Genomic DNA, 26,145 nt, shown 5'->3' on the forward strand with positions numbered 1-26,145 from the left:
GCCTATAAAAAAAGAATAGCCTCCGAAGAGGCTATTCTGTGCTTCGGTAATCCAAAAGCAATGATTATTTACCAGTAACTACTGTTCCAGTTGTAATCAAGTTTCCGGAAGTATCAGTGATGTTTGCACCAGCAACAACCTTAACTTCGATGGAGTTCACATCGTTAGCATTGAGGTTTTGCTTACCAGTAGTTCCATCCAATTTGTCGAATGTTACATAGAACTTACCAGCGTCAGATCCAGCACCAGGAAGGATACTGCTAGGTTTAACATTGGAACCACTTGCAGTTTGGCTAACACCGTTAATTGAGAATTCGAAATCAGCTAGGTTAACTGTAGAAGCCTTAACATCTTCACTGAATCCAATAACCAATACAGTGTTGTCACCAGAGGAAACAGCTGCAGTTGTCAATGTTGGTTTCACGCGGTCTGTAAGTTCGGATTTCTTCTCAACAGGAAGAATTCCGTTTCCAGCCTTATCCGCAATACCGAACACTTGGAAAGTGTGGTCTTCTGTTTTGGTAATTGTGCTTCCAGGGATGTAGATTCTTACAGTTGCTTCTTTAGGAGCAGCTGCATCATTATCTTTACCAATTGAAGTAATTACTGGATAAGACCCAAGTGGCAATGCTTTGCTATTCAAAGTGTAGCTGTTAACATCAGTTAGAGTAGCTACATTCAGACCACTTGCATCAGTACCAGGATCTTTAACAACTACATCATAGTACACATCAGCAGTTACAGTACCAGCCGCATCTTTGTCATGCGGAGTAATGCTAACTACTTCTGGTCTTGTAGTATCACTAGTATTTGCAGCTTCAATAGTCAGAGCAACTGTTGTGGATGCGAAAGGATTAGTTGAGAACGAATCATCTGTAACCAAACCTTGTGGCAAGCGCACAGTATAATCAGCACCAGACAACGAAACAGCATAAGTCAATGTTTTCTTGTCAGAAGACAAGGAACCATCTTTAACTTTGAGTGATGCTCCAGCTTGTTGGCCTGTTTTGTTGTTAATGATAAGAATTTCTCTGTTATTAGTTGCAGTTTTATCAAGAATTACTTCTTCATTAAACTTAATTACCAAACCTTTGTTGGAATAAGTAGCAGAAGTTACACCAGGAGCGCTTGTATCCTTAGTGAAAGTAATTGCTTGAGTTGCAGCTGCACTCAAAGTATTACCAAGAGTATCACGAACAGATTGACCAAATACGATAGATCCTGTGAATGTGCCAGATGTAGGCAAAGCACTAAGTGGGGATCTCAATTTGATTGTGTCGCTATCAGAAGAAGTACTTACATAGAACACGCCTTTGCTTTCTCCGTTAGCATCAAGCAAACGAACGTTACCAACCAAGGAATCTCTGTTTACTTTCTTGTCGAATTTAACTTCAACATAACGGTCGCCGACAGGAGTCACACTCTTAACTACAGGAGCTGCTACATCGGAAACTACAGTAACACTAGTTTTGATTGGGTTAGGGTTAGCAACATTGCCAGCGAAGTCAGAAACGTTAGTCAGAGATACATCATAAGTAGTACCGCTGTTAAGGTTTCCAGTAGTCAACACAAATGTGTCATAAGTATCTCTTTGTACAGTTGCAGCTGCACCGTTAACATAAGCGATGATACCCGCTGGTTTAACTGGCTCACTAAATTTAACATAGACTTTGTTAGTAGTCGCTTTAGCAACAGCATTTACAGTAGCTACTGTAGGAGCTGTAGTATCAGCTACAGAAAGAATGTTAGTAAAGGCCGGAATCGCTTCAGCACTAGTTGTTTTCACTTTATTAGCTACAACAACAGTGTATTGGCCTTTCAAATACTCAAGACCTGGGAAAGTAATAGTTGCTTCAGTATTATCAGTATTGAAAGATACTTCTGCACCTGCTGCAGTTACAGTTGGAGCACCGCTCAATGCAGTTACTTGAACCACGCCATTGATCAATTTACCATCTTCAGCAATAGTATCTGCGTCAACAGCACGATTAAATTTAACAACCAATTGTTTAGCGTTTGGAGCTTCTACAGAAACAACTTTAGGTGCTTGCAAAGTTACTTTCGTAGTGTAGTCATGGTTGTTGTGTTTGAAGTTGATTGAAGTTTCAACGCCCGCTACAAGAGCAGTAGTCAATTCAACAGTTGTAGTAGTTTTGTCAGAGAAAGTTACAACTACTTTAGTTGGGCTTACCGCTTCAGCAGAAGCTACAGTAGGAGCTGCTTTCAATTGATCAACTGCATAAGCTGTTTCAACTACCAAAGAACGGCTAGCGTTAGCTTTGAAGTTAGTGTCTTTAGCAATCAGACCAGCATTGATCACCGCTTGAGCATAACCTTTAGCCCATGCAGATGCAGTGTTGTCAGTTGTAGCTGGTGTTTCAAGTTTCAAAGCGCGGAACAATACAGCCGCTACTTCTTCAACTGTTACTTTACCGTTGTAGTCGAAGATACCTTTAACAGTATCTTTACCTTGCATCAAGTTAGCTGCAGTAACAGCTTCGATGTAAGGAACTGCCCAGTTCTTAGCGTTGTAACCTTTGTCTTTGTAAGACAATTTGTTAGTTACTTCAGTAAGATCGAACAATTTAGTAACGATCTTCGCGAATTCAGCGCGAGTAAGATCTTTTTCAAGATGAGCTTGACCATCTGGGTACCCATTAAGAATACCCTTCGCTGCCAAAGCATCAAATTTTTGTTGCGGAGTTGTTGCTGCGTCACCAAACGCTACAGAGGCAAACATCGAGAATGCCATTGCTGTAGATAATGCTACGGATAAAATTTTCTTCATAACCTTTTTTTCTCCTCCTTGGACGTTCATAAACTGAGATTTTTCTTTAGTTGAGTAGCTCGTGTCACTCATTAGCCGTTGCACCCCCTTTCCAGAGTTGAGCAAATTAAGTATAAATAATGTCTGTGACGGGTATCACAGAAACTGGTAAACAATGATCAGGACATGACAATACTAGATTCCTAATTATACCTAAGTATTATACAATGTGCCTCAAGTCACGTAAAGCTAATTTTTCCATTTTGTTAAATTCGCTTTACCACCGGTTAATTTCAACTGCCTGTGTAAATGACTCTACACCTTAAACGCAGAAGATTTGGAAAAGTTGCGGTTTCTCAAAAAAATTCTTTTCTTTTTTTGTTTTCCGGTACAATCCCAATAGAAGATACATATGTATGTTCTACTAACTATTGTTAATCTTGGGTTGCTACGGAAAATAGTATACCATAATCGTTTTCTAAACGTCATTATGCAATATTTACTAAGTATCATTAACACTAGTGCTATTTATTTAAACATTCCTACAAAATTTGAGTATGCAGGGGGCCAAAAGCCCTTATATCTCACAACACAGTAAGCCGATCTTATGGGGGTTGCCCTCCTGAGATTCGTTCTTAGTCCGTATTAAAGCTATAACTATAACCTAGAAGCTTTCGTTTCTAGGTTATAGCTAACATGCTCTTTCTTAGTTAGTTCCTATTTCATTCTTGCATCGATGATTCGTAAGCTAATGGCTACTACTTACCGTCACCATTCGGAGATCCGCCCTATAGATAGCATCCATGTTGAACGCAACAAAAAAGCGCCGTTGCCGGCGCTTGCTTCTATTACAGTAGGGTCTAACGAATCTTCATAGATAATTGGATCAATTCCTGACGCTTTTCAGGACTTGAGTTTACATTGTCATACATTGCATCAATAGCTGCGCGATTCTCACGGTAGCTCTTCTCATGTTTGATTGTAGTATGAGACCATTCGATCAGGGCATTCTCAGCCACAACAAGCTCGTTGTATGAATCATGGAATCCTGTAGCCTGCACAAGTTCCTCCATGACCTCTTGTGTAATTTCCTGTAGTGCCCGTTTAGCCGCGATTTCCTTCTCCAACACTTTTGCTCTATTCTCAAACATATTCTTGGCTTTCATGTAATCCAACTGTGCTTTTGCTAAAATCGGTTTCATGGTTGGCTTTCACCTTTCAGAAAATAATATTTTCTAAGTTATTGTAACGTAAATCGAAGCAGAATACAAAATATATGTCTCTGGTAAGTTTACACTTTTCTCTGAGTTGACTATTATACAACTGTAAAATTGGTTGAGATTAAACAATTAAATGGAATGAAGAACGACCAATCCGCAGATATTTCTTGCGAAATTGGCCGTTTTTTTAATTCTAACGCATTAATTAAAAGTTTTCGGGAAAATACTTGTGCTCTTTTTGAGCAGTTCTACAGCAATCTTACCAGCCTCTGCACGTGTAAGCTTACCTTTTGGATTAAAATTATATACTGGCTTCTTTTGCCCTGTAATCGTCACTGCACTGCCTTCCATGATCTTAGCCTTGGAAACTGCCTCAATAGCTGGCCTAGAGTAAAAATCCATATTACCGGTGTCTACAAAAGATTTAGATAGACTGGTTAACAACTTATTGTCATTTGTAGACATTTTCAGCTTAAGTGCCCGAGCGATCATCACAGCCGCCTGTTCTCGCGTAACAGGTTGATCCGGACCAAAGAAACCATCGCTTAATCCAGTAATAATACCAGCTCTTGCTGCTGTCTCAATATGCTTGAAGTCCCAAGTTGTAGAAACTGCTTCAGGTACAATATCGAAGAACGTCTGCTGATTATTATTATAATTCAATGGAAGGCTCAAGCCCTTCACTAACAACGTAGCGAATTCTCCACGTGTTGTTGTATTATCAGCACCAAATTGGTCAAAACGCAAATTCTTCATAATGCCTTTAGAATAAAGACCATTCAAGATATTTCTTGCCCATGGGTGATTGGTAATATCGTTATATCCACGACGAAGCTTCATTACAGTGTAATACCCAAATTGATCAAATGGCACCGTGATGGTGTGTTTCTTTGTGTCCACTTCTCCACCAATATTCTCCCATTGTCCTGAGTCCGTGTAACGGAATACAGTGATTGTGGAACCAACCTCATCAACAATATTTGGATTAAAGGTTAGTGTAAGATCACCTCGCTGGGATGGTACAATTTTGCGTTCAGCTTCAATTTGTGTGAAATTACCTTCTATTGAGTATGGAGCAATCCCGTTAGTAGCAGGTTTATAAAGAGCAGTACCTTTTGTACCTCTTTCTCCCAAACCTCCGCTAAGCCAATAAATATCGGATACACGTGAGAAGTTATTAGTTTCTACTGTTGAGTTAAATCGTAATACAAGATCTGAAGGGATCAACAACGTACTCAAGCCACCTGGAGTCCGTGCATCAGCATCGACGTTAATAGTATTGCCATAATCATTCTTACGTTCAACAACACCATCCAATGGATCAGCAATACCGAACAATAGTTTTGTATCTGGATAGTACTTAGCTGCACCTGAGGTAGTATAGCCTTTCATAAGTGTACCTTTAGGGAAGCTCAGCTCTAGTCCCTTATTAAACGCACTATACTTCGTTGCAACTTTCTCAGCCATATACTGCGTATCTACTTGAACGGCACTCGCATAATACACGCTTATCGTATCACTGAGAGTAGAATCAGCGCGAACAATTTGAATTTTAATTGTTGTGGCTTTATCTGCTTTTAAACCTACATAATCCAGTGTGAAACGATTCGGCAGATCAGTTCGCTTTTCGGCCTCATATTTATCAATAATGACTTTTGTAGCACCTTCAGCCTCAATATCAAAACGAACAAAGTTTTTGTTAACGACGATCTGTTCACCTACGGTTGCCACCGGGGACAGTACGCGATAGGGAGAAACTTCACGAACAACTTCCAGACGCTGATTCGTCCGTGCACCTGTGTCATTGATTAATTCAAGATTATATACAATGCTTCCAGCAGTTTCTGCTGGGATATCACGAATTCGAAGCATAAATTCCGTGCTGTTACCGGAGAAATCATAATAGTATTTTTGATTATTATAGGTGAATTCATTTAGCTTCCTGTGTCCAGAAGCATTTCCAGTCAAAACTTCACTACCAAAAGAAAGGAACAGGTCTGATCCTTGGTACAAGTTAAGCTTAGTAGCCGCCCCGCCTCTTAACACCAAATCATATTTAGTTTGACTGGTAACAAATTTTTCATCCTTATAAATGAACTCAGAAGTCAATCCAAGAATGTCATTAAGCTCTTTATCAGTGTAATCCTTCACTAAATCATGGGTAAAATCGACCCGTCCCTTAGATATAGCCGGATGGAACTGTGACAAATTAGAGACATTCGTATCGATAATATAAATTCGCAGTTCTTTTCGAATTTCCCTTTTATTATTTGCCTTATCCATCGAGGTTCCAACAAACACAATCTTGTTCTCACCATAAACTAGTGGACCTGCTGAGGATATAGGTAAATCAAAGGAAAACTTTGGATTCGTCAGTGTTACATTAAATTCATAGCCATTTGGTTTTGCAGTTGTTTTTATTTTATCGTTCGAAATCCCATTAATAAAGAATTGAGGATTACCGATGCTTTCAAATCCAATATACTCACCAGAAATAGTCATACTATTAGAGCTAGTAGCAGAATTAAAAGTATAGGTCTGTCCATCATTCAAATTAGCTACATAGATATAGTTCTTAGAAACATAGGCGATATCGGCATTATAAAAAGATTGAGACCCCGAAAATTGAAATTTTACTTTTTGCTGGCCATTTGAGAACCCTTCAACTTTATACACCTTTTCATTAGCTTTTAAACCTGTGACATTAGGCTGTTCCGTAAGGACTAGCGAAGCCCCCAGTGGTAGGTAAGAACCCTGCAATGTCGCTCCTGCTTTTGGGGCAACATTTGTTTTCACCAAAACATAGAAATCGGGTTTTTCAACCTGAGATCCATTCAACGCTAGTTTGGAAACGGAAGAAATATCAACACTTGCAGCTTCTTTATATCCTGAAAGATAAAACATATCTGTAATCACAGTCTCATCTTTCAGATATTTATAACTTTCTTTGGTTGAAGTCTCGTAAGAACCATATTTAATGGACAGTACCACGTTGCCTGATCCCGAAGTAAGGGTAAACGGCGATGTAGTTATGAAAGAAACCAGTCGGTATTGAGGTGTAACACCATCTGGACCCGGAATAACTATTTCCTTCTGATCTCCAACGATCCCCTCCACAGGTGTATAAACACCATCTGCCGAAATCGTGTATGATTTCAACACTTTAACCGGAACAACCTGATCATTAATCTTGACTGTATGATCATCTTCAAAGGATTTATCACTTGCGCTATAAGGTAAAAGAACTTGTCCTATGATATTTGCAGTAGTATCTGAAGCAGTTAGTGTAGGAATATTTTCAAGAATGTTATGAGCTCTATAATTCGTTCCATCACCATGATAAATTTGTAAGTCAGTAAAAGGTCTGTTTGTATTAAAGTAATAAATTGAGCGTTTTATTGTAATCGAGTCCGCTGCATTCTGCACAACGATCTCCAAAGTGTTTTCCCCTGATTTAAGCGTTAATGCTGGAGTGAAAAATGTACCATCCTCAAGTAGCGAGGTTTGCAGTGATGATCCTCCATTCAATGAAACGCCCACTCGAGTTGCATTGGTCACATTACCTTGTAGCGTAATCTGTTGATTAGGAACAACAACCTTAGTTCCCTCATTCAAATTAATCGCGGAAGGTCCACCTCCAAGAACTTGTAGAGAGGAGATATAAGGAACCTTATCATAAAGAACATAAAATGATTCTGAGCGCTCTAAAGTACCTTGCATCCCAGAAAAAGTAATCTTATTGTATCCTGTAAACAATGTGAGCCCACTAGCAATAAAACGGTTAGTAGGATTTGTAGTATCAGTGGTTACTGCGCCGGTAGTCGAGTGGGTAGCATCTGTAACCCATTTACTACCACTTTGAGTCAATTGCTGTACTGTGACTTTCATTGTAGAAGTTGTTACCTGTGCATACGTACCTGTAATCGAAAAATTCGGATTGCTTGTCTTATAAACGGTTTGTCTTGAAATATTATATACGGCATTCGGATCGGTATCCGGCACAATCTCCTGTTTCAGCTCAATTGTATTTCGCAGCGTGAGATCATCCGGACTGAAGTATGTCGTGGTAGCCGCTGCCGCTATCGGCGTGTATTTACCTGGGAACATAGAAACGATCAAAGCCGCCAGCATCAGCCAAACGAACGGTCTCTTAAAGCGTTGCATGTGTTATATCTCTCCTTTGAGTATAAGTTCTCGTAAACCTTCACTTTGTTCTTTATCGGTCATAAGTAGTGATATTTTTAGGGAAAACAACAAAAAACTCATCCGAAATCGGATGAGTTTTGTTAAGTTTAGAAAATTTTAGAATAATTGCTTAGTCGCTTAAGACTTAGAGCCTCTTTCCGGATTAGCCTTCATACGCATTCTTAAAAAGAAATCAATCAGCGGCCGTTTAGTCTTACCGATCAAACCAGTGATTTCAGCACCGATTTGCAGGAAGAATAGCATGATACAGATAACCACGAACGTAACCCAGTTCGCTTCATAAAGAGCTGCGGATGATTGAATGACAGCTAGAATACCGAAAAATGCAGCAATACCATAAATAATGAGTACAGTCTGGCGATGGCTAAAGCCAAGCTCGCGTAAACAGTGATGCAAGTGACCTTTATCTGGTGCGAAGATTGGTTTCTTTTGCAGCTTACGGCGCACGATCGCAAAGAACGTGTCCGACAATGGTACACCGATAATAAGCAAAGGTGTAATAAACGAAACCACTGCAATCTGTTTAAATCCTAGCAAAGCAAGTAATGCCAAGCAAAAGCCTAAGAACAGCGAACCTGTATCACCCATGAAAATCTTAGCAGGATGGAAGTTAAAGAACAGGAATCCGATGATGCTACCCAGAAGCAACAGACACAGCATTGCCACCATGGTGTTTCCCATCACGAAAGCCATTGCCGCAATCGTAGCAATTGCAATTCCTGATACACCAGCCGCAAGCCCGTCCAGCCCGTCGATCAGATTAACGGCATTGGTAACACCGACAATCCAGAAAATCGTAAGCGGGATAGCAATCCAGCTCTCCAGTGAGGAATACGTATTGTTAAATGGAATATTCACAAAATCTACAGTAATACCAAAGCCGAAAACAACGATACAGGCTGCGATAATTTGGCCCAGTAGCTTCACTTTTGCTGATAATTCGAATCGGTCATCAAGTGCACCGATAAGTACAATCAGTCCGCCACCACACAGCAGCGCTTTGATGAAGTTGACCTCCCGCGGAGTGAACTCGTATGGAATAATCGGCAATACGGCAAGCAGGCCTAACACAAACGCTAGAAAAATAGCTAATCCGCCAAGGCGGGGCATAATTTTCGTGTGCACTTTACGAGCATTCGGCACATCTGTTGCACCAATCTTAATGGCGAATTTCTTCACCAAAGGTGTGAGGCCAAGTGCGAGTCCCATGCATACGATAAATCCAGCGATGTATATGATTAACATTTGATCAGTCGACCCCCATTTCTCTACCGCATTGAATTATACGCTGTTACAAAAACAAATTCCAATCCTTTATTTAGGCTATTTATCTCATTTTCTAGGTGAATATCGGCATTTTGCTAGACTTTTGTTACTTTATCTTTCTCACGCACCACTTTTAATGCGAATTTCGGCAGTGCAAGCATTCGTTTGTACCGTGTAGGTTCTTTTAGGAGACGGTACAACCATTCAATTCTCATTTTTTGGAAGGCTATTGGCGCTCTTTTGCTCTTCCCAGAGATCACGTCAAAGCTGCCGCCGACCCCCATCATGATCGGAACGCCCAGTTTGGACTTATATTTAGCAATCCAAGGTTCCTGACTATCTGCACCTCTGGCAACAAATAATAAGTCAGGATTAGCTTTAACAATTCCAGCAACAATTTCTTCATCTGCATCCGGGCCAAAATAACCGTCGTGATATCCTGCAATGATAACACCCGGATATTGCAATTGTAACCTTTCAGCGGTTTCCCGAATCACTTCAGGCGTAGAACCTAGGAGATATACCTTCCAACTATATCTTTCACCCTGCCGCATCAATTCATGTAACAGATCATAACCTGCTACCCGTTCTGATACCGGCTCATTACAATAATTAGCAGCCCATACAACGCCTGTCCCATCGGGGACAACCAATTCAGCCGATTTCATAATATCCATATAAGCTGGATCTTCCAGTGCAGCCATAACCATAATTGGATTAGCTGTAATCACTTGATGCGGGATACGTGTATGAACAGCCTCCGTCAAATAGGCAACTGTTGCTGCCATATCAACTTTCGAGACTCTAATTCCAAAAATAGGAACTGTAGGTACCGCGCTTTCTGCTTTCACTTTAGATCATCCTTTATGGTAAAAATATTCTACGATTTGCCGAGCTGGTGCCTCTGCTTCTTGAATCAACTTGGAAATGACATCTTCCCGTGCCGCTCTCCATTCCTGTCCTGTGTTCAAAAGATGAACAATCTCGGCAGCAACATGTTCAGCATCAAGTGTGTTCGTTGCTCCAACAGGATGGGTCTGAATTCTGTCCAGAAAATGATCGATCTTCGGATCATAAGAAATACCAATCAGTGGAACACGTCTTCCAGCTGCGTAGATCAAGCTATGAAGTCGCATACCAATCAGAACATCGCATTGTCCCACTTCCCGTAGCATATGCTGCGGGTGAATGGCATCCTCACAAATACTGACCTGCCCACCATGCTCGGTTATACTTCCCTTCAGCTTATCCATCAGATAACGTGAAGCCTCATTGTCCGAAGGGGTGTGAAAAGGGAGGAATCGCAAATGTAACGGAACCTCACGGTTGGCCTTAATCAAGCCTTGTGCAAGAGCCTCCAGTTCTCTGCGGTCTTGCTCCCAAAAACGTACCGATATCCCAATCACCGGAAGTGAATCAGATAACTCTGAAGATTGTGTAGCAACATCCGTGTCCTCTGGCAAAGACAAGCCCATTACCGGATCGGGAACAACTTCTACGTTCTTCTGTTCTAGCCCCATAGATAGAAGAAGCTCGCGGGATTGTTCATCCCGCACAGATATATAGGTACATTTACGAAACACGGATTTGATTAAAGGGTGAAAAAGTTTACGATTCACTGGCCCAATGCCTTGAGCATAGATAAAGGTTGGTCTACCCATCCACTGCGCAAGTTTGATAATACCTAAATAGTAAGGAATAGTCTTGCTACCTGTTACATCCTGCAGCAAGCTACCCCCACCGCTGATCAGACCAGCGCTCTCATAAATCGCTTGACGGACTTCAACAAGCTTCATCCGGTGCACGGATTTCACTCCGTATGTGGCGCTGGTCCACTCAGGATCAATGGATAACACGATAGGTTCAATGGATATACCCAAAGCTTGAGACTGTTTCTGCAGTGCATTTAGAATGGACTGCAACACCGCCTCATCTCCACTGTTACGGAAACCATAGTAACCAGAGATAACTATCTTTTTAGGAGTGGTGACCATCGCTTCCAACACCCTTCTGCAATCTGCCATACGAGTACAGCAATTACACCAATGATCAGTCCGAGACCAAGACCGAGCAATCCGCGAACCAGCGAGATTAGAACAGGTGAATGAATATGTGCAAAGGTATCCACCATGGAGAGCTGACCAATTACGGCAATGATCATGATAAACGCTGCATTCCGATATCTAAAGGCCAGGAATGCACCAAGAATTAATAACGGATGTGCGAGCAAAAACTCTTTATTACGCGGCCGGACACCAACCGTATTTTCTAGGAATGTACGGAAGGCCATTTCCAGAGGTGTTACGTTACCGCTATTTCCAGTACGGCTTAAATAATACATACCTACGACCCCAAGAACCATAGCGGCAAGAACCATAGCTAATGTGATTGGTGTACGCAGCAGCTTACCTGTCTTGTTAAAGACAAACTCTCCACGATAGAGGAGTACATAAAGCGCTACAAGGCCGATAGGTGCCATATGGAGCAGACTGACACCGCGGAACTGGTCCAGCACTAGACTGTAGGTTATGTTGTTGAGCAGTGCGATTACGAATGGCACAGCGCTCAAAGAAATTAATGAAGTTTTCAAATAAAGCACCAGACTATGCGTGAACCGACGTTTCGGGCTCATAGCCTTATAGGTAAGGGAATTGCTCCGTAGAGGAGGTCCCATTTCATTGACCTTACGAATGGCAAGTACAACCGCAAGGGTCGGTGCACTTATCGCAGCCGCTAGCGCCAGTGCCTGCTCAAACAGCTCTGGTTTCAAGACCAGCAGGCCTGCACTTCCCAATAATCCTAGCACCCACGCTGGGATCGTAAGCCAAGGAATAAAGTAAGAAATCAGCAGCGCTACTAAAGAGACTGCGCCAACTACCGCAACTAACTTGAAGTAACGCTGATAAGACGAATCTACAACCTCAAAAGCCGTAGCTTGTCCTAACTTAAACCCATTGTCTTTGATCTGCTCAACGGCACCACCAGGATCACTCAGACTCGTGACAAGGTTGTCTAGCGTATCTGTAATCTGTGCCTTAGCTGTATTCCGTGAAGGAATCGTATTTAAATAAATCATGCGGATATTGCGATCCTTTGTTGCCAGCGCGAAACGATCTGAGATCACTTTTGGATCTAAGGCAGAGTCCCCTTCGCTAAGGGAGTATAACCGTGTTACGTTATAGTCCAGCAAATAAGCAAGCTTGTTAAAGCCCTTCTGCTGCTTCTTAATATTTTCAATTGCTGCAATTCCGATTCCACGTTCCTTAAGGAGATTTGCAAAGTCAGTGATACTAGCCGTATCGGCATCATCATTAAACCCTTTAACGGACTCTCCCTCGAATAGGATTCGTTTTACACCCAATTCTTCATAACGATCTAACAGCTTCTTAACTGTCGCGTTATTATAAGTCAAAGAATCCACAAGACGCGGTACAATGGTGAACCCTTTGTCATGCAGCATCTCCAGTGTAAATGGATCCGGCTGAAGTGGCTTCAGTGTAGCATCTTCTATTGGAGTCTCAATAATAAGACCTTGTTGTCCGCGGAAACTCCATTCCTTCGAAGTAATCCCAAGATTACCGAATGCCTCTTTAATGACAGGCGCCAGGGCCTGGTAGTAATCAGGATTAGTAAAAAGAACATAAGTATAGTTCTCATTCACCGGAATGATTGTATCCGTAAGATTAGCGATATCAGCCGCACCCCACATCATTAGACGACGCGCCTTCCGATAATCTTCCAGCGTGCTTTCGTAAATCGCCATACTCTGAACACCAGCATCGTTTAGACGATCTAACTGTTCGGAAATATAATCCTGCGGATTTGCACGATAGCTTGCTACTTCAACTAAATCACGGTAATCAAATACAAATTCCACTGTCTTGGAAGACTTCTCCGTCTGCAGACGGTCATAGACAACTGGCAAGGCAGCTAAAACGCCAACCACAACTATGATCCACAGCCACTTTCGGGAAGAAATATTCCAACGTTGCCATTTTTGCTGCACCAAAAGTACCTCCTCTTTCACTTCAAAACTCTTTTTACAAAAGTAGAAACGGATCGTCATCCTTTTAGAGACGGTACCCGTTTCTACGTAAAAAATATAATTTCACAATATAGAGCGCGATCTATATTCTTATTTTATTGTTCCCCGTCAACACGAGCCATAACCTGCTTGGATAGTGTAGCTACCTTATCCTTAGCATTCTGCAAGGATTCACCCACAACCGCAAAATAAACTTTAATCTTTGGCTCGGTACCTGAAGGACGCAGGCAGAACCATGAACCGTCAGCCAGCAAATACTTTAGTACATTTTCCTTCGGCAGACCATTCAAGCCTAGCGAATAATCCAGCACCTCTGTAACGGCAGATCCCGCAATTTCTTGTGGAGCATTCGTACGCCAATCATTCATGATACCTTGAATTTGCGCAACGCCATCCTTACCCTTCAGTGTACGGGACTCCAGGCTTTCCAAGAAGTATCCGAACTGCTCATACAATTCCTGAAGAACATCATATAATGTTTTGCCTTGAGCTTTGTAATAAGCACCTGCTTCAGCGATCAACATAGCCGCAAGAACGGCGTCCTTATCACGAGCATAGTTACCTGCAAGATAACCATAGCTTTCTTCATAACCGAAAAGATATGTGTAATCTCCGGATTGTTCGAATTGAGTCATTTTTTCCCCAATATATTTGAATCCCGTTAGCGTATTAAATACAGTTGCACCATAATGAGAGGCTACAGCTGCCCCCATCTCGCTCGTCACGATAGTCTTCACAACTGCACCATTGCTAGGCAACTTACCTTGTTCCTGTAAACGGCTCAAATAATAATGAATCATCAAAGCTCCAGATTGATTGCCCGACAAAACAACAAATTTACCTTCATTGTCACGAACCACTGCCCCCATACGGTCTGCATCGGGATCCGTGCCAATTAAGAGGTCTGCATTCAACTCTTCGCCCAGCTTCATAGCCAGTGTAAAGGCTTCGCGTTCTTCTGGGTTCGGTGATTTTACAGTGGAAAATTCGGAATCTGGTTGTTCCTGCTCAGGTACAACATGCACCTGTGTAAAACCAATTTTCTCAAGCACATGGCGGACTGGCAGGTTACCAGTACCATGTAGCGGGGTGTATACGATTTTGAAGTCTTTTCCAAGCGTAGAGGCGATCTCTTCACTTGCAAGACTAACCGCAGCGACAGTATCGGTAAACGCTTCGTCATCCTTCTCACCAAGCCAGTGCAGCAGACCTTGACGCTCCGCTTCTTCTTGGGAAATCCGCTTCACACCATCAAAAGTGTCAACCCCTAATATGTAAGAAATGACCTTTTCGGCTTCGTCAGGGACAAGCTGTCCACCTTCAGAATTATAAACCTTATACCCGTTATATTCAGGCGGATTATGACTTGCAGTAATAACAATCCCGCCCGTTGCCTTCAAATGGCGCACGCTGAACGACAATTGGGGTGTTGAGCGCAGAGAAGTAAATAAATGAGCCTCAATGCCATTAGCAGCCAATACAAGAGCAGCCTCAAGTGTGAATTCAGGCGAGAAACGACGGGAGTCATGAGCGATAACAACAGAAGGTCTTCCCTCTCCAGTATGCGTCTCCAGAATATATTTAGCGAAACCTTGTGTAGCTCTACCTACCGTATAACGATTGATACGATTACTACCTGCGCCAATTACACCGCGTAGACCACCTGTACCGAATTCTAGATCTCTATAAAATCGTTCCTCGAGCTCCTGTGGCTCGTTCTCCAGAGCGCGCAGCTCCGCCTTCGTAGACTCATCAACAGATGCGTTCTCCAGCCAGCGAGATAAGATTTCTGCCGCTTTTGGGCTTAATTGAGTCATTTAGAATCTCTCCTTCTCCATGTATAATATATATTCGCTAATTAATATTAGCTGAGCGCAAACATAATTTCCCCAGAGGCAACAACTTTCCCCTCAACCGACGCAGTAGCTTGTCCTTTTCCAATACTGCCCTTAAGGCGAGTAATCTCCACTTCAAGAGTGAGCGTATCTCCCGGTACGACTTGACCACGGAAACGGAATCCATCGAGCCCGGCTAAAAAGCCAATCCGACCGCGATTCGCTTCTACCCCTAAAATAGCAACCGCACCAACTTGTGCAAGAGCTTCTGTAATCAGTACGCCCGGCATTACCGGATAACCTGGAAAATGACCTACGAAGAAAGGTTCGTTGATCGTTACATTTTTAATGCCAACAGCCCGTTTACCCATTTCAATCTCAGTGATCTTGTCCACCAGCAGAAATGGAGGCCGATGGGGGATGATTTCTTGAATTTGGTTGATATCCAGCATTATTAACAAAACTCCTTTCGGATGTTACTTCATTTATTCTTCGCCGAACTGCATAAATTTAGGCAGCTTCGGTAAAAACTATATATATCCTTCACCACCTGCAGAAGTGGAGGTTGAGATAAGGGGCTTTCTCCACCGGATGCGATAGCATGGCGGAGAGGGCCCTTTTTGCTGCCCGAGGCCCCCCACCATTATACATTTATCCGTATAAAAAAGAAAACTCCCTTAAGCAAGAAGGGAGTCGTTATCATCTTAAATTATGGAGCAAAAACCAAATCATAGACATGTTTCCATGTGCTCCATTGTAGAACATCGCTAAACTCTTTTTTGCCAAGGACAACGTAACCGACAACCAGTCCGCCTCCAAGTGCAGCTATGAGAAGCAAAGGAATAAGAATCCACTGGATAAGTGTCCATTTTGATAATCCTCGCCGCTTCGGCTCTTTCTTGTCTTCTGGTTTGTCTTCCGACTTCACCTTTTTCTGACGTTCCATTCCTTCACCTCTACCCGCGCATGTTATTGGCCAGACCTAGCATCTGATCACTGGAAGAAAGCGCCCGAGCTGCGAGTTGATACGTACGTTGAATCTGCATCATTTCTGTCATTTCTGTGGTCATATCGACATTTGACTGCTCCAGCCACCCTGAGCGTACTCCAATTCCAGACGCCTCACCTGCCGCTCTTTGTACAAAAGCCTGCTGTGCTGTAACTCCATCGGCAAGCATATAGAAATTCCCGTCCACTGCCTTTAAAGCATTCTGTGTCTTAGGTTCTACAATCATTATAGTACCTGCTACCCGAACAGGTCCATTCTCTGACTGTTTCGTTAATACACGACCGGATTCATCGATAGCTGCATTCACACCCACAGGGACCGTTAAAGGATTACCTGCTGTATTCAGTACCGGATTCCCCGTATTATCTACAAGGACCATCTTGGTTGTATCGGTGGTGTCAGGCGTAAAGTGAAAGTCACCTTGTCTTGTATAAGCTGTAGTTCCATTGACCTGAACTCCAAACAGCCCATTACCCTGAAGCGCCAAGTCGGTTGGATTACCTGTTTCTTTAAGGGGACCTTCTTCCCAATTAGTCGTAATCGAAGGCACATAAGTCCCGAAACCGATATTAAAACCTAGAGGTGTAGCGCGGCCCGGCTGATCATAGTCATCCGATTGCTGCTGCACACGAGTCAGCACATCCTCAAAGGAGCCTTTCTTGCTCTTATAACCATTTGTATCCATATTGGCTAGATTATCCGCTATAATATCAAGCCGCTGCTGAAGGCTGGACATGGAGACTGCTGCACTAATCGTTGAGTTGTTCATAGATCAAACCTCCTATAAGCTGTACCTGTAAAACCCATTTCATAAGCAGCACTTATACCCTGCCGACTTCAGTTACAGCCTTCTGCAAGCTGCTATCATAGTATTGGACGATCTTTTGGTTCGCTTCATATGCCCGGTATGCGGCATTCAAATCAACAGTAACCTGAGTAGGGTCAACATTGGAGCCCTCTAAATACCCTTGACGCACCTGTAAGTTATCAGTTGCATTGGAGTAACGAATGTCCGCCGCCGCTATATCATCAGCGTGAAACACACCTTTACCATCACGCACAAGCTCCTGCGGCTTTGTAACTACACTCACACCAATCTTGGTCCCTGTCGGAAGTCCTGTTACTGGATTTAGTACATTACCCTGCCCGTCCACTTTAAGGGTGTCCTGATTTCCTGTCAAGACAAGTGGCTTGCCAGTGGAATCCAGAACCTTGAAGCCTCCACTGCTCAACACTTCTCCCGTAGCCGCATTTACTGTGAAGCTTCCATTTCGGGTAAATAAGTTATTGCCCTCAGCATCCTGAACGGTAAAGAAAGCCTGTGGACGGTAAATAACCTCACCCTCAGGACTTACATATTTCCCTGAACCATCAAAGGCTATATTTTGACCCGTCACAGGGTCGGCGACTTGCAAATCTGTAGATAAAGCAAAATCCATAGACTTGCCGCTCTCCCTTAAATCACCCTGTAAATATTGGGATATTGACTGTTCTGCAAAAACTCCCGTGTTAAGGCGCCCCACCGGCGTGGTATTGCCATTAATCATAGCAGAGATCAAGACATCCGGAAAAGCATGATTAACACTGTCAACCTGCTTATATCCCGTAGTATTTAAGTTAGCGATGTTCTGTGTTGCCGTATCGTGTCTACGTTGCTGCGCAACCATACCTGCAGCGGCCGTATATAAACCTCTTATCATGAAGGTAGTCTCCTTCCGAATCTAATGCTACCTTTTATATCGGCTGCTTAGAACTTTTTCTTAACGACCTTGTCCAAATTGTCCAGCATAATTCCTGTTCCTTTTACCACACAGTGCATAGGGTCTTCCGCTACCCAAACAGGTACATGTAATTCTTCTGAGAGTAGCTCGTCCAATCCGTTAAGCAAAGCACCTCCACCAGTAAGAACCACACCCCGGTCAATGATGTCCGCAGACAATTCTGGTGGTGTACGCTCCAGTACCGATTTAGCTGCAGCCACAATGGAAGAAACCGGATCCCATAATGCTTCCTTTACCTCAGCCGCCGTAATAGTGAGCGTTTGGGGAAGTCCGCTTACCATGTCCCGGCCACGAATATCCATTTCGGACTTCATCAAACCAGGTCGAACCGTACCAATAGTAACCTTAATATCCTCTGCTGTCCGTTCACCGATCAACAATTTATACTTTTGTTTAATATATCTTAAAATGGCCTCATCGAACTTGTCTCCAGCGACTTTAATCGAAGAAGCGGTAACGACGTCGCCCATAGAAAGTACGGCTACATCCGTCGTTCCGCCACCGATATCGACGACCATGTTTCCACTTGGCTGATAAATGTCCATTCCCGCTCCAATCGCAGCGGCCTTTGGCTCTTCTTCCATAAATACTTCCTTAGCCCCGCTGCGTTCTGCCGCTTCCCGAATGGACTTTTGTTCCACAGATGTAATATTTGTAGGGGCGCATATCAGAATGCGAGGCCGTGAATACCAGGTGCGACCGCCAACACGGTCGATAAAATACTTCAGCATCATTTCCGTGACTTCAAAATCTGCAATGACACCATCCCGTAAAGGACGGATAGTTGTTATATTTCCGGGTGTACGTCCAACCATGCGACGTGCCTGTTCTCCCACCGCAAGGACTCTCTTCGTATCACTTTCAAGTGTGACCACGGAAGGTTCATCCAGAACGACTCCCCTTCCCTTAACATGTATGAGCACATTGGCCGTGCCGAGGTCGATTCCGATATCCTTGCTAAACATAATGAAAGAGCCCCCAAAGTGTTATTTTAATTGAAAAAACAGCAGTTAGTACTAAATTTAAAAATAACATACTTTAGGGGAACTACACAATGTTTTAAAGCTGAATATTTCCTTAAATTTCCGAAAATCTTATGGCTTTGATGCTACAGCAACCTCACGTTTTTTCCCCGTCGTTTTTTTATATTTAATTTTTGTGGCTTCTCCCCCCCGAAGATGTCGGATGGATTTGTGATATTCAAGAATGTGCTTCACCTGATCGGCCAGATCAGGGTTGATCTCTGGCAGACGCTCCGTCAAGTCTTTGTGCACCGTGCTTTTTGAAACGCCAAATTCCTTGGCTATGGTCCGGACCGTATGCCTGGTTTCCACGATGCAGCGTCCGATTTTGATCGTACGTTCCTTGATGTAATCGTGCACGCTCCCGCCTCCCAACTGTGGATAGTTTGGTACATTATATGAGGGGCGGGCTTATATATTCGCGCTTTCAAGACATGACAAGCCTGGGAGGGCTCATTTTATTTAATGGACAACCCAAGAAGCCTTGTTATTAGCAAGACGGAACGTCGTTGGTTCATCAAAGACAATAACCGTTTCTCATAGAAAAATAAGGCTCTTTATAAGCATGCTGCTTACGAAAAGCCTTTTTCACATAAAAACAGGGGGCATTAGCCCCCTGCAGTAAATATTCTTATCGCCCTGGCAGTAACTCTGATGGATTAACTACTTTGCCGTCCTTATACACTTCAAAGTGTACATGATTGCCAAGGTCCTTCTCGATTTCACTGCGACCTGCGGTTGCAAGCGTATCTCCTTGCTTCACAACATCGCCTTGTTTCACTTTCGTTTCGCCAAGACTTTGGTAGACGGTCTTCATATTACCTTGATGGGTAATCTCAATGACCTTACCTAACACTGCAACATCGTCCACTCTAGTAACTTCACCGCTAAGCGCTGCTTTGACGTCGAACGTATTGTTGTCTTCACGGGCAAGATCGATACCGACATTAGGAATAAATTTGTCGTTATACTGCACCATTGCGGCAACGTGATTGTCTTCTGTACCATTCTCATCATAATACGGTTTGACCACTTCTACTTCACCTGGATTGGCTACTGGCCAAACCAAGCTTTCCGCTGAAGCAAGAACTTCAAGGGCATCTGGATTACTGTTTGCAGTACCAGCTTCGTTAGTCGAAGCTCCTACTTGCTGTGATGTGGCGGCGGTGTCCAGCGGTTTTTGGCCGGCATCCTGATAGACCCACACCAAAGTTAGTATAATTGCCGCTGCCGCCGTGTAGACTGCTGGGAACACCCAACGTTTAGATAACATCTTGCTCCATGAAGAAGGTTTAGCACCTGAATCTCCCTGCGATTTTTTGAGAGATTCATCATGGTTTGTTTTGTTTTTGTCTTGTTCATTCATATGGTTATCACCTCAGTAACCAGTGTTACCGGGCTTCTATCTTTTATACGTATCTTTCAAGTTATTTTTTCAGAAGAGTTGAGATTTGCGTAAAAGAGATACCACTGTAATAGTGTTTGAGAATTTGAGTAGCCGTTCCGCCTTCCTTCGCCATCCCATTAGCTCCCCACTGACTCATTCCCACACCATGCCCATTTCCGAAGGTAGTTATATAGATTTTATTCCCTTTTCGCCCCCAACTGAATTGGCTGGAACGTAACCCTAGCTTTTCTCGCACTTCTCTTCCAGTAAAAACAGTACCTCCAATAGAGATTTCCTTAACCCGATGTCCGGTGGTGAGAGACAACACTTCTACCGGCAATTCAGAGGAAGTAGAGATATTTTTTGTCATGCCTGATTGGGTAGTATTTTTTGAAGCAGGGATTACTCTGTCGTTTAGCCCAAGTCTAGTAAGTATTTCCGAGATGGTGAATGTAGATGTCACCGCATAGTTTGGGGTGATCTCTTTCTCCCAAGGACTAGTTACACTGCGCAGATAGGGAATCGCTGCATTCCAGTATTCTTCCGAGTTCTCGGTATATCCTCCACTGGAGGCGAAAAAGGAGGCCGTAATCGGCTGCCCTTTATAGGTCATAATGATACCGCGCGTCTCAAGGACCGCGCGCTGAAGCTTTGCGAGGTCGGCGCTTCTTCCGCCGAGCTTCCACTTCCGTTCCAGCGTGTCCTTAGATACGTAAGCCTGATGGCTCACCGTATCTGTTACATCCGCCCCCGGAACGGGCACGCCGCTTCTGTCGCCAGCCAGCAGGCGGCGAAGGATAAAGGTGCGGGCCGCTACGGCCTGCGCTTTGAGAGCTTCAAGCTCAAAGCTGGCCGGCATCTCGGCCGCAAGCACGCCGCTGACGTATTCCTCCAGCGGCAACGTCTCTATTTGTCCGCTACGCGACAAATAGACGGAGACCTTCGGCTGCGGCGCTTCCTGCGCAGCCGCCTCCGGCCCCGCTGGTGCGGCTGGTGAGGCCGTTACCGTCGGCAAGGCCGGAGGCGCCGGTTGTCCCCGGTGCAGCGGGACAACCGCCAGTGGAATCAGCAGCGCCGCCAGGATAGGCGCTGCGAGCCAGGCGGCGGGACTGAGGCGCCTGAGCCGGGGAGCAAGGGGACGCGAGTGCCAGCGCGTTGACTTATTACGTCGCAAGTAGCGGAAATCTTTCATCTCTATGGCTCCTTCCGTGAGTCACTGTTGATTCTTATAGATATGAATTTACAGCAACTACTAGAACAATATTTGAGAGAAAGAGACTAGCTTTCTCGTATCTATCACTATGCCCCGCGTTAAAAAATCACAAACGAAAAAAAATCCTCATTAGATGAGGATTCAGATTTACTTTCTAATAATACAAGCAAAAACGCCTTCTCTGTCCCTATAAGGACGGTAAGCGTTTATGCGAGAAATATAAGGATATTTTATAGCGTAGAACATATAAACTCTTATATTAAAAAAAAGAACAGGCCGCATCACTGCAGCCTGTTCTCACTTAATGACTGATATTATACCCAAGTTGCTTGAACCTGAAAGCGAGGTTTAACCTCATCGCTTTTGCTTGATTCGCTCTTGGCTACTTCTGATTTAAGAGTTTCGTCCTTCACCGTTTGCGCGGCTGTGTCTTCCATGGAGATACGCCATATTTCCGCACCTAGTCCAGACAGCTTCTCAGCCAAATGTACATATCCACGGTCGATATGATGAGTTCCGCTTACCTCAGTAGTGCCTTCAGCAACAAGACCTGCCAAAATAAGCGCAGCTCCCGCACGTAAATCCGTAGCACAAACCTTGGCTCCGACCAATTGCGCATTACCTGTAACGATTGCTGAGCGACCTTCGATCTTAATCTCAGCATTCATGTTGTGGAATTCATCCACATGCATGAACCGGTTCTCGAATACAGTTTCTGTAACGACACTAGTTCCTTCAGAGCGCAGCAATAATGCCATCATTTGTGACTGCATATCCGTTGGAAAGCCTGGATACGGCAAAGTCTTCAAATCAACAGCTTTAAGAGGTTTGTCACTAATTACACGAACCCCATTCTCATCAGGAATAATGGTCACACCCATCTCTTCCATCTTAGCAATAACAGGTCCCAAGTGATCAGCGATTGCGCCTTCCACATATACGTCCCCACCTGTAATTGCTGCCGCAGCCATATAGGTACCGGCTTCAATACGGTCAGGAATCACATGATGTTTAACGCCATGCAGACGTTCTACGCCTTCAATACGGATAACACCTGTACCCGCACCGCGAACGATTCCGCCCATACCATTCAAATAATTGGCCAGGTCGACAATTTCAGGCTCCTTAGCCGCATTCTCAATCACGGTCACGCCTTCGGCGAGTGCCGCTGCCATCATTATATTTTCGGTCGCACCCACGCTAGCTACATCCAAATACACTTTGGCTCCGCGCAGGCGACCGTTACTTTTCGCTTCAATGTAGCCCTGGCCGAGACTAATCTCTGCACCAAGCGCTTCAAATCCTTTCAAATGCTGATCAATCGGTCGTGTGCCAATGGCGCAGCCACCAGGCAAAGAAATTCTTGTATGACCAAGCCGTGATAACAGAGGACCCATGACTAAAAAAGATGCCCGCATTTTCCGTACCCATTCATAAGGTGCTTCACAGGAAGTGATGTTTGTAGCATCCACCTGGATAATATCGTTTTGATATGTAACCCCTGCACCCAGAGATTCCAACATTTTTGAAATCGTCATTACATCATCAAGCGGAGGTGCGTCCACAATGACGCTTACTCCTTCTTCTGCCAATAGAGAGGCGGCTATGATCGGTAATACGGAATTTTTTGCGCCGCTAACTTTCACGCTCCCGGTCAATCTGTTGCCACCGCGGACGATAAATTTGCTCATTTTCGGTTTCCCTCCGCGTCCATTATTTCTTAAATTATTTTTTTAGATTAAAAGTAATTGCAAAAAAATTCGCATACTCCATCAATACGCCCATTCAGCCGGGCATGTTCCTTAAAGTTCAGTGTTGACATAATAAAACCTTATTATTCGACACTTTTTGACCATTGCGACCTATGACACTTATAACCAAACTACATATTCCTAAAACATATAGCGGATCATCCCACTCCAGCTAAGGTAATCCAAAAAGAATCCTGCAACTAAACGACCAAGTACAATAGCCAAAAGCAAGTGCAGCAGCCTTCCTTGAGGACTCTTGGGATATCTTATGACCAAATCCAGCTTAAGGTTCTGCAATGCCCACCAAGATAATACAACACTGAGCAAAGAAACAATCATTGAGATCATGCTGCTGGTTCCAGCGGCACTAGACCATCCATTGGACAATATATCCCCCATGCTAACCCTCCGTGTTCGTATTACTCGGAAATCGACTCTTATATCATACTTGCGCAGGGCAAAAGAATCCAGTACTTTTACAAATTTTTAAACAATTCAATGCCAATATCCAAAAAAATGAAGAAATCTTAACCTTTACTACATAGATTACTATAACAAAAAAAGCAGTCAAGCTTAGAGCTTGACCGCTTATATCCTACTGTTGTCCTTTACCAGTGGACACTTTAATCCGTGTAACAGCGCGTTGCAGCGCCAACTCCGCACGGCGGTGATCGATATCATCTTGTTTGCTACGAGTCTGGAGACGGCGCTGAGCGCGTTCTCTAGCAGCCTCGGCGCGTTCAACATCAATATCCGTTGGCAGCTCAGCACTTTCGGCCAGCACTGTTACTTTGTCCTTATGCACTTCAACGAAACCGCCATGAACGGCGATGGAGATCGTAACACCGTCCGATTTGACGGATAACGGAGCAACCTGAAGTGGAGTCACAAGCGGAATGTGTCCCGGCAAAATACCCAACTCGCCTTCGACTCCCCGTACTGTCAAGCTATTCACTTGTTTAGAATAGACGAGATGCTCCGGCGTGACAATTTCCAACAAAAAGGTATTCACTTCCATTCCTCCTTAAAGCTTTACGAAGTAAAGCTCTCATCGAAAGCATACACTTAGCTTTACGAAGTAAAGCCCGCTTCGAAAGCATTCACTAAGCTCAGTGTTACATCGATTTCGCTTTTTCAACCGCTTCTTCGATTGTACCCACAAAAAGGAACGCTGCTTCTGGAAGATCATCATGCTTACCATCCAGGATTTCCTTAAAGCTACGTACAGTTTCTTTGATTGGCACGTATTTACCCTTGAAGCCGGTAAACTGTTCAGCTACGTGGAAAGGCTGTGACAGGAACCGCTCAACTTTACGAGCACGAGCTACGATAACCTTATCATCCTCACTCAATTCATCCATACCCAAGATGGCAATGATGTCTTGAAGTTCGGTATAACGTTGCAGCAATTGTTTAACACCTTGTGCCACATTGTAATGCTCTTCACCAACAATTTCCGGAGCTAACAGACGCGAGCTGGAAGCCAGTGGATCAACCGCTGGAAAAATCCCCTTCTCGGAAATCTTACGCTCAAGGTTAGTTGTTGCATCCAAGTGAGCAAACGCAGTTGCCGGAGCAGGGTCAGTGTAGTCATCCGCTGGTACGTAGATTGCTTGAATGGAAGTAACGGAGCCTTTTTTGGTAGAAGTGATACGCTCTTGCAACTGACCCATTTCAGTAGCCAGGGTTGGTTGGTAACCTACCGCGGACGGCATACGTCCGAGAAGAGCGGATACTTCGGAACCCGCTTGGGTAAAGCGGAATATATTATCGATAAAGAGCAGCGTATCGCGACCTTCTACATCACGGAAATATTCCGCCATAGTAAGACCGGTCAAAGCTACGCGCAGACGCGCGCCTGGGGGCTCATTCATTTGTCCGAACACCATTGCTGTTTTCTTAATAACGCCGGAGTCCGTCATTTCGTGATAAAGGTCATTACCTTCACGAGTACGTTCACCCACACCCGCGAATACGGAAATACCGCCGTGTTCTTGGGCAATGTTATTAATCAATTCTTGAATCGTTACTGTTTTACCTACACCGGCACCGCCGAACAGACCAACTTTACCGCCTTTAGCGTAAGGTGCAAGCAAGTCGATAACTTTAATACCCGTTTCCAAAATTTCGGCTTGTGTCGACAATTCATCAAATGTCGGAGCCAAACGGTGAATCGGGTTCTTTATTTCAGCAACAACTTCACCAGCGTTATCAATTGGATTTCCAAGTACGTTAAATACCCGGCCTAATGTCGCTTCCCCTACAGGAACCGAAATAGGACCACCTTGGTCAATCGCATCCAGTCCGCGAACCAGACCATCTGTAGAAGACATCGCGATACAACGTACCAAATTGTCTCCCAAGTGATTGGAAACCTCAAGTGTTAGGTTAATCTGGCGACCATTGTCCAAGACGGTTTCAATTTTGATAGCGTTGAATATCTCGGGCAATTGGCCGCGTTCAAATTCAATATCGACAACCGGACCCATAATGCTTACAACGCGTCCTTTGTTCATCTTCATTTCCCTCCTCGAAAGCTGTTACATCAAGAAGAAACGACGCTGTCGTCTTATAAAGATGACAACCGTTTCTCGTAGAAATATAAGCATTTTGTATAGTGTAAAACCTATACTTTCTTATATT

Annotated in this window: 20 protein-coding genes; all 20 read right to left on the reverse strand. The window is 43.8% G+C overall.

The window, feature by feature from the left end:
* Positions 1-64 precede the first annotated feature (64 nt).
* The 20 genes from NSS87_RS28835 to atpD all read right to left on the reverse strand — a co-directional run bounded on the left by NSS87_RS28835 (position 65) and on the right by atpD (position 26,018).
* The gene (locus NSS87_RS28835) at positions 65-2,788 is read right to left on the reverse strand and encodes an Ig-like domain-containing protein (RefSeq protein ID WP_339243771.1); all 2,724 of its coding nucleotides are present in this window, start codon (positions 2,786-2,788) and stop codon (positions 65-67) included.
* An 839-nt stretch (positions 2,789-3,627) separates the two neighbouring features.
* The gene (locus NSS87_RS28840; protein ID WP_042131350.1) at positions 3,628-3,969 is read right to left on the reverse strand and encodes a hypothetical protein; all 342 of its coding nucleotides are present in this window, start codon (positions 3,967-3,969) and stop codon (positions 3,628-3,630) included.
* A 219-nt stretch (positions 3,970-4,188) separates the two neighbouring features.
* On the reverse strand, positions 4,189-8,151 hold the full coding sequence (locus NSS87_RS28845) for an S-layer homology domain-containing protein (RefSeq protein WP_339243773.1): 3,963 nt from the start codon (positions 8,149-8,151) through the stop codon (positions 4,189-4,191).
* 159 nt (positions 8,152-8,310) lie between these two features.
* On the reverse strand, positions 8,311-9,438 hold the full coding sequence (locus NSS87_RS28850; protein ID WP_339243775.1) for an MraY family glycosyltransferase: 1,128 nt from the start codon (positions 9,436-9,438) through the stop codon (positions 8,311-8,313).
* Positions 9,439-9,554: 116 nt separating this feature from the next.
* Positions 9,555-10,310 carry a WecB/TagA/CpsF family glycosyltransferase gene (locus NSS87_RS28855; protein WP_042192439.1) on the reverse strand — a complete coding sequence of 252 codons (756 nt, stop codon included), beginning with the start codon at positions 10,308-10,310 and terminating at the stop codon, positions 9,555-9,557.
* A gap of 6 nt (positions 10,311-10,316) precedes the next feature.
* On the reverse strand, positions 10,317-11,453 hold the full coding sequence (gene csaB, locus NSS87_RS28860; protein ID WP_042192441.1) for a polysaccharide pyruvyl transferase CsaB: 1,137 nt from the start codon (positions 11,451-11,453) through the stop codon (positions 10,317-10,319).
* A complete protein-coding gene (locus tag NSS87_RS28865) occupies positions 11,429-13,465 on the reverse strand; it encodes a DUF5693 family protein (RefSeq protein ID WP_339243776.1) in 2,037 nt (678 codons plus the stop codon). Before NSS87_RS28865 ends, csaB begins: the two co-directional genes overlap by 25 nt.
* A 134-nt stretch (positions 13,466-13,599) precedes the next feature.
* Entirely contained in the window at positions 13,600-15,321 is a 1,722-nt protein-coding gene (locus tag NSS87_RS28870) for a phospho-sugar mutase (RefSeq protein ID WP_339243779.1), read from the reverse strand.
* A gap of 47 nt (positions 15,322-15,368) precedes the next feature.
* Positions 15,369-15,791 carry a 3-hydroxyacyl-ACP dehydratase FabZ gene (gene fabZ, locus NSS87_RS28875; RefSeq protein WP_076285655.1) on the reverse strand — a complete coding sequence of 141 codons (423 nt, stop codon included), beginning with the start codon at positions 15,789-15,791 and terminating at the stop codon, positions 15,369-15,371.
* Between the two features lie 257 nt (positions 15,792-16,048).
* On the reverse strand, positions 16,049-16,285 hold the full coding sequence (locus tag NSS87_RS28880; protein ID WP_042192450.1) for a DNA-directed RNA polymerase subunit beta: 237 nt from the start codon (positions 16,283-16,285) through the stop codon (positions 16,049-16,051).
* A 10-nt stretch (positions 16,286-16,295) separates the two neighbouring features.
* The gene (locus tag NSS87_RS28885) at positions 16,296-17,117 is read right to left on the reverse strand and encodes a flagellar hook-basal body protein (protein WP_339243781.1); all 822 of its coding nucleotides are present in this window, start codon (positions 17,115-17,117) and stop codon (positions 16,296-16,298) included.
* A gap of 52 nt (positions 17,118-17,169) precedes the next feature.
* The gene (locus NSS87_RS28890) at positions 17,170-18,048 is read right to left on the reverse strand and encodes a flagellar hook-basal body protein (RefSeq protein ID WP_149645345.1); all 879 of its coding nucleotides are present in this window, start codon (positions 18,046-18,048) and stop codon (positions 17,170-17,172) included.
* Between the two features lie 47 nt (positions 18,049-18,095).
* Entirely contained in the window at positions 18,096-19,094 is a 999-nt protein-coding gene (locus tag NSS87_RS28895) for a rod shape-determining protein (protein ID WP_042192456.1), read from the reverse strand.
* Between the two features lie 129 nt (positions 19,095-19,223).
* The gene (spoIIID, locus tag NSS87_RS28900) at positions 19,224-19,511 is read right to left on the reverse strand and encodes a sporulation transcriptional regulator SpoIIID (RefSeq protein WP_019915029.1); all 288 of its coding nucleotides are present in this window, start codon (positions 19,509-19,511) and stop codon (positions 19,224-19,226) included.
* Positions 19,512-19,782: 271 nt separating this feature from the next.
* Entirely contained in the window at positions 19,783-20,517 is a 735-nt protein-coding gene (locus tag NSS87_RS28905; RefSeq protein WP_042192459.1) for a M23 family metallopeptidase, read from the reverse strand.
* Positions 20,518-20,578: 61 nt separating this feature from the next.
* Entirely contained in the window at positions 20,579-21,553 is a 975-nt protein-coding gene (gene spoIID, locus NSS87_RS28910; protein WP_339243783.1) for a stage II sporulation protein D, read from the reverse strand.
* A 512-nt stretch (positions 21,554-22,065) separates the two neighbouring features.
* Positions 22,066-23,442, reverse strand: a complete 1,377-nt coding sequence (murA, locus tag NSS87_RS28915) for a UDP-N-acetylglucosamine 1-carboxyvinyltransferase (protein WP_339243784.1) — start codon at positions 23,440-23,442, stop codon at positions 22,066-22,068.
* A 201-nt stretch (positions 23,443-23,643) separates the two neighbouring features.
* On the reverse strand, positions 23,644-23,901 hold the full coding sequence (locus NSS87_RS28920) for a DUF1146 family protein (RefSeq protein ID WP_042131364.1): 258 nt from the start codon (positions 23,899-23,901) through the stop codon (positions 23,644-23,646).
* A 196-nt stretch (positions 23,902-24,097) separates the two neighbouring features.
* On the reverse strand, positions 24,098-24,514 hold the full coding sequence (locus tag NSS87_RS28925; RefSeq protein ID WP_042131365.1) for a F0F1 ATP synthase subunit epsilon: 417 nt from the start codon (positions 24,512-24,514) through the stop codon (positions 24,098-24,100).
* Between the two features lie 103 nt (positions 24,515-24,617).
* Positions 24,618-26,018, reverse strand: a complete 1,401-nt coding sequence (atpD, locus tag NSS87_RS28930) for a F0F1 ATP synthase subunit beta (RefSeq protein ID WP_042192466.1) — start codon at positions 26,016-26,018, stop codon at positions 24,618-24,620.
* Positions 26,019-26,145: the final 127 nt, after the last annotated feature.

The sequence above is a fragment of the Paenibacillus sp. FSL F4-0243 genome (assembly GCF_037963295.1).
Lineage (GTDB): Bacteria > Bacillota > Bacilli > Paenibacillales > Paenibacillaceae > Paenibacillus_AQ.

Bases quoted from the DNA above. Each gene is read 5' to 3' on its own strand.
- NSS87_RS28835 (WP_339243771.1), bottom strand. From the start codon at position 2,788: ATGAAGAAAATTTTATCCGTAGCATTATCTACAGCAATGGCATTCTCG.
- NSS87_RS28840 (WP_042131350.1), bottom strand. From the start codon at position 3,969: ATGAAACCGATTTTAGCAAAAGCACAGTTGGATTACATGAAAGCCAAG.
- NSS87_RS28845 (WP_339243773.1), bottom strand. From the start codon at position 8,151: ATGCAACGCTTTAAGAGACCGTTCGTTTGGCTGATGCTGGCGGCTTTG.
- NSS87_RS28850 (WP_339243775.1), bottom strand. From the start codon at position 9,438: ATGTTAATCATATACATCGCTGGATTTATCGTATGCATGGGACTCGCA.
- csaB (WP_042192441.1), bottom strand. From the start codon at position 11,453: ATGGTCACCACTCCTAAAAAGATAGTTATCTCTGGTTACTATGGTTTC.
- NSS87_RS28870 (WP_339243779.1), bottom strand. From the start codon at position 15,321: ATGACTCAATTAAGCCCAAAAGCGGCAGAAATCTTATCTCGCTGGCTG.
- fabZ (WP_076285655.1), bottom strand. From the start codon at position 15,791: ATGCTGGATATCAACCAAATTCAAGAAATCATCCCCCATCGGCCTCCA.
- NSS87_RS28880 (WP_042192450.1), bottom strand. From the start codon at position 16,285: ATGGAACGTCAGAAAAAGGTGAAGTCGGAAGACAAACCAGAAGACAAG.
- NSS87_RS28885 (WP_339243781.1), bottom strand. From the start codon at position 17,117: ATGAACAACTCAACGATTAGTGCAGCAGTCTCCATGTCCAGCCTTCAG.
- NSS87_RS28890 (WP_149645345.1), bottom strand. From the start codon at position 18,048: ATGATAAGAGGTTTATATACGGCCGCTGCAGGTATGGTTGCGCAGCAA.
- NSS87_RS28895 (WP_042192456.1), bottom strand. From the start codon at position 19,094: ATGTTTAGCAAGGATATCGGAATCGACCTCGGCACGGCCAATGTGCTC.
- NSS87_RS28905 (WP_042192459.1), bottom strand. From the start codon at position 20,517: ATGAATGAACAAGACAAAAACAAAACAAACCATGATGAATCTCTCAAA.
- murA (WP_339243784.1), bottom strand. From the start codon at position 23,442: ATGAGCAAATTTATCGTCCGCGGTGGCAACAGATTGACCGGGAGCGTG.
- NSS87_RS28920 (WP_042131364.1), bottom strand. From the start codon at position 23,901: ATGGGGGATATATTGTCCAATGGATGGTCTAGTGCCGCTGGAACCAGC.
- atpD (WP_042192466.1), bottom strand. From the start codon at position 26,018: ATGAACAAAGGACGCGTTGTAAGCATTATGGGTCCGGTTGTCGATATT.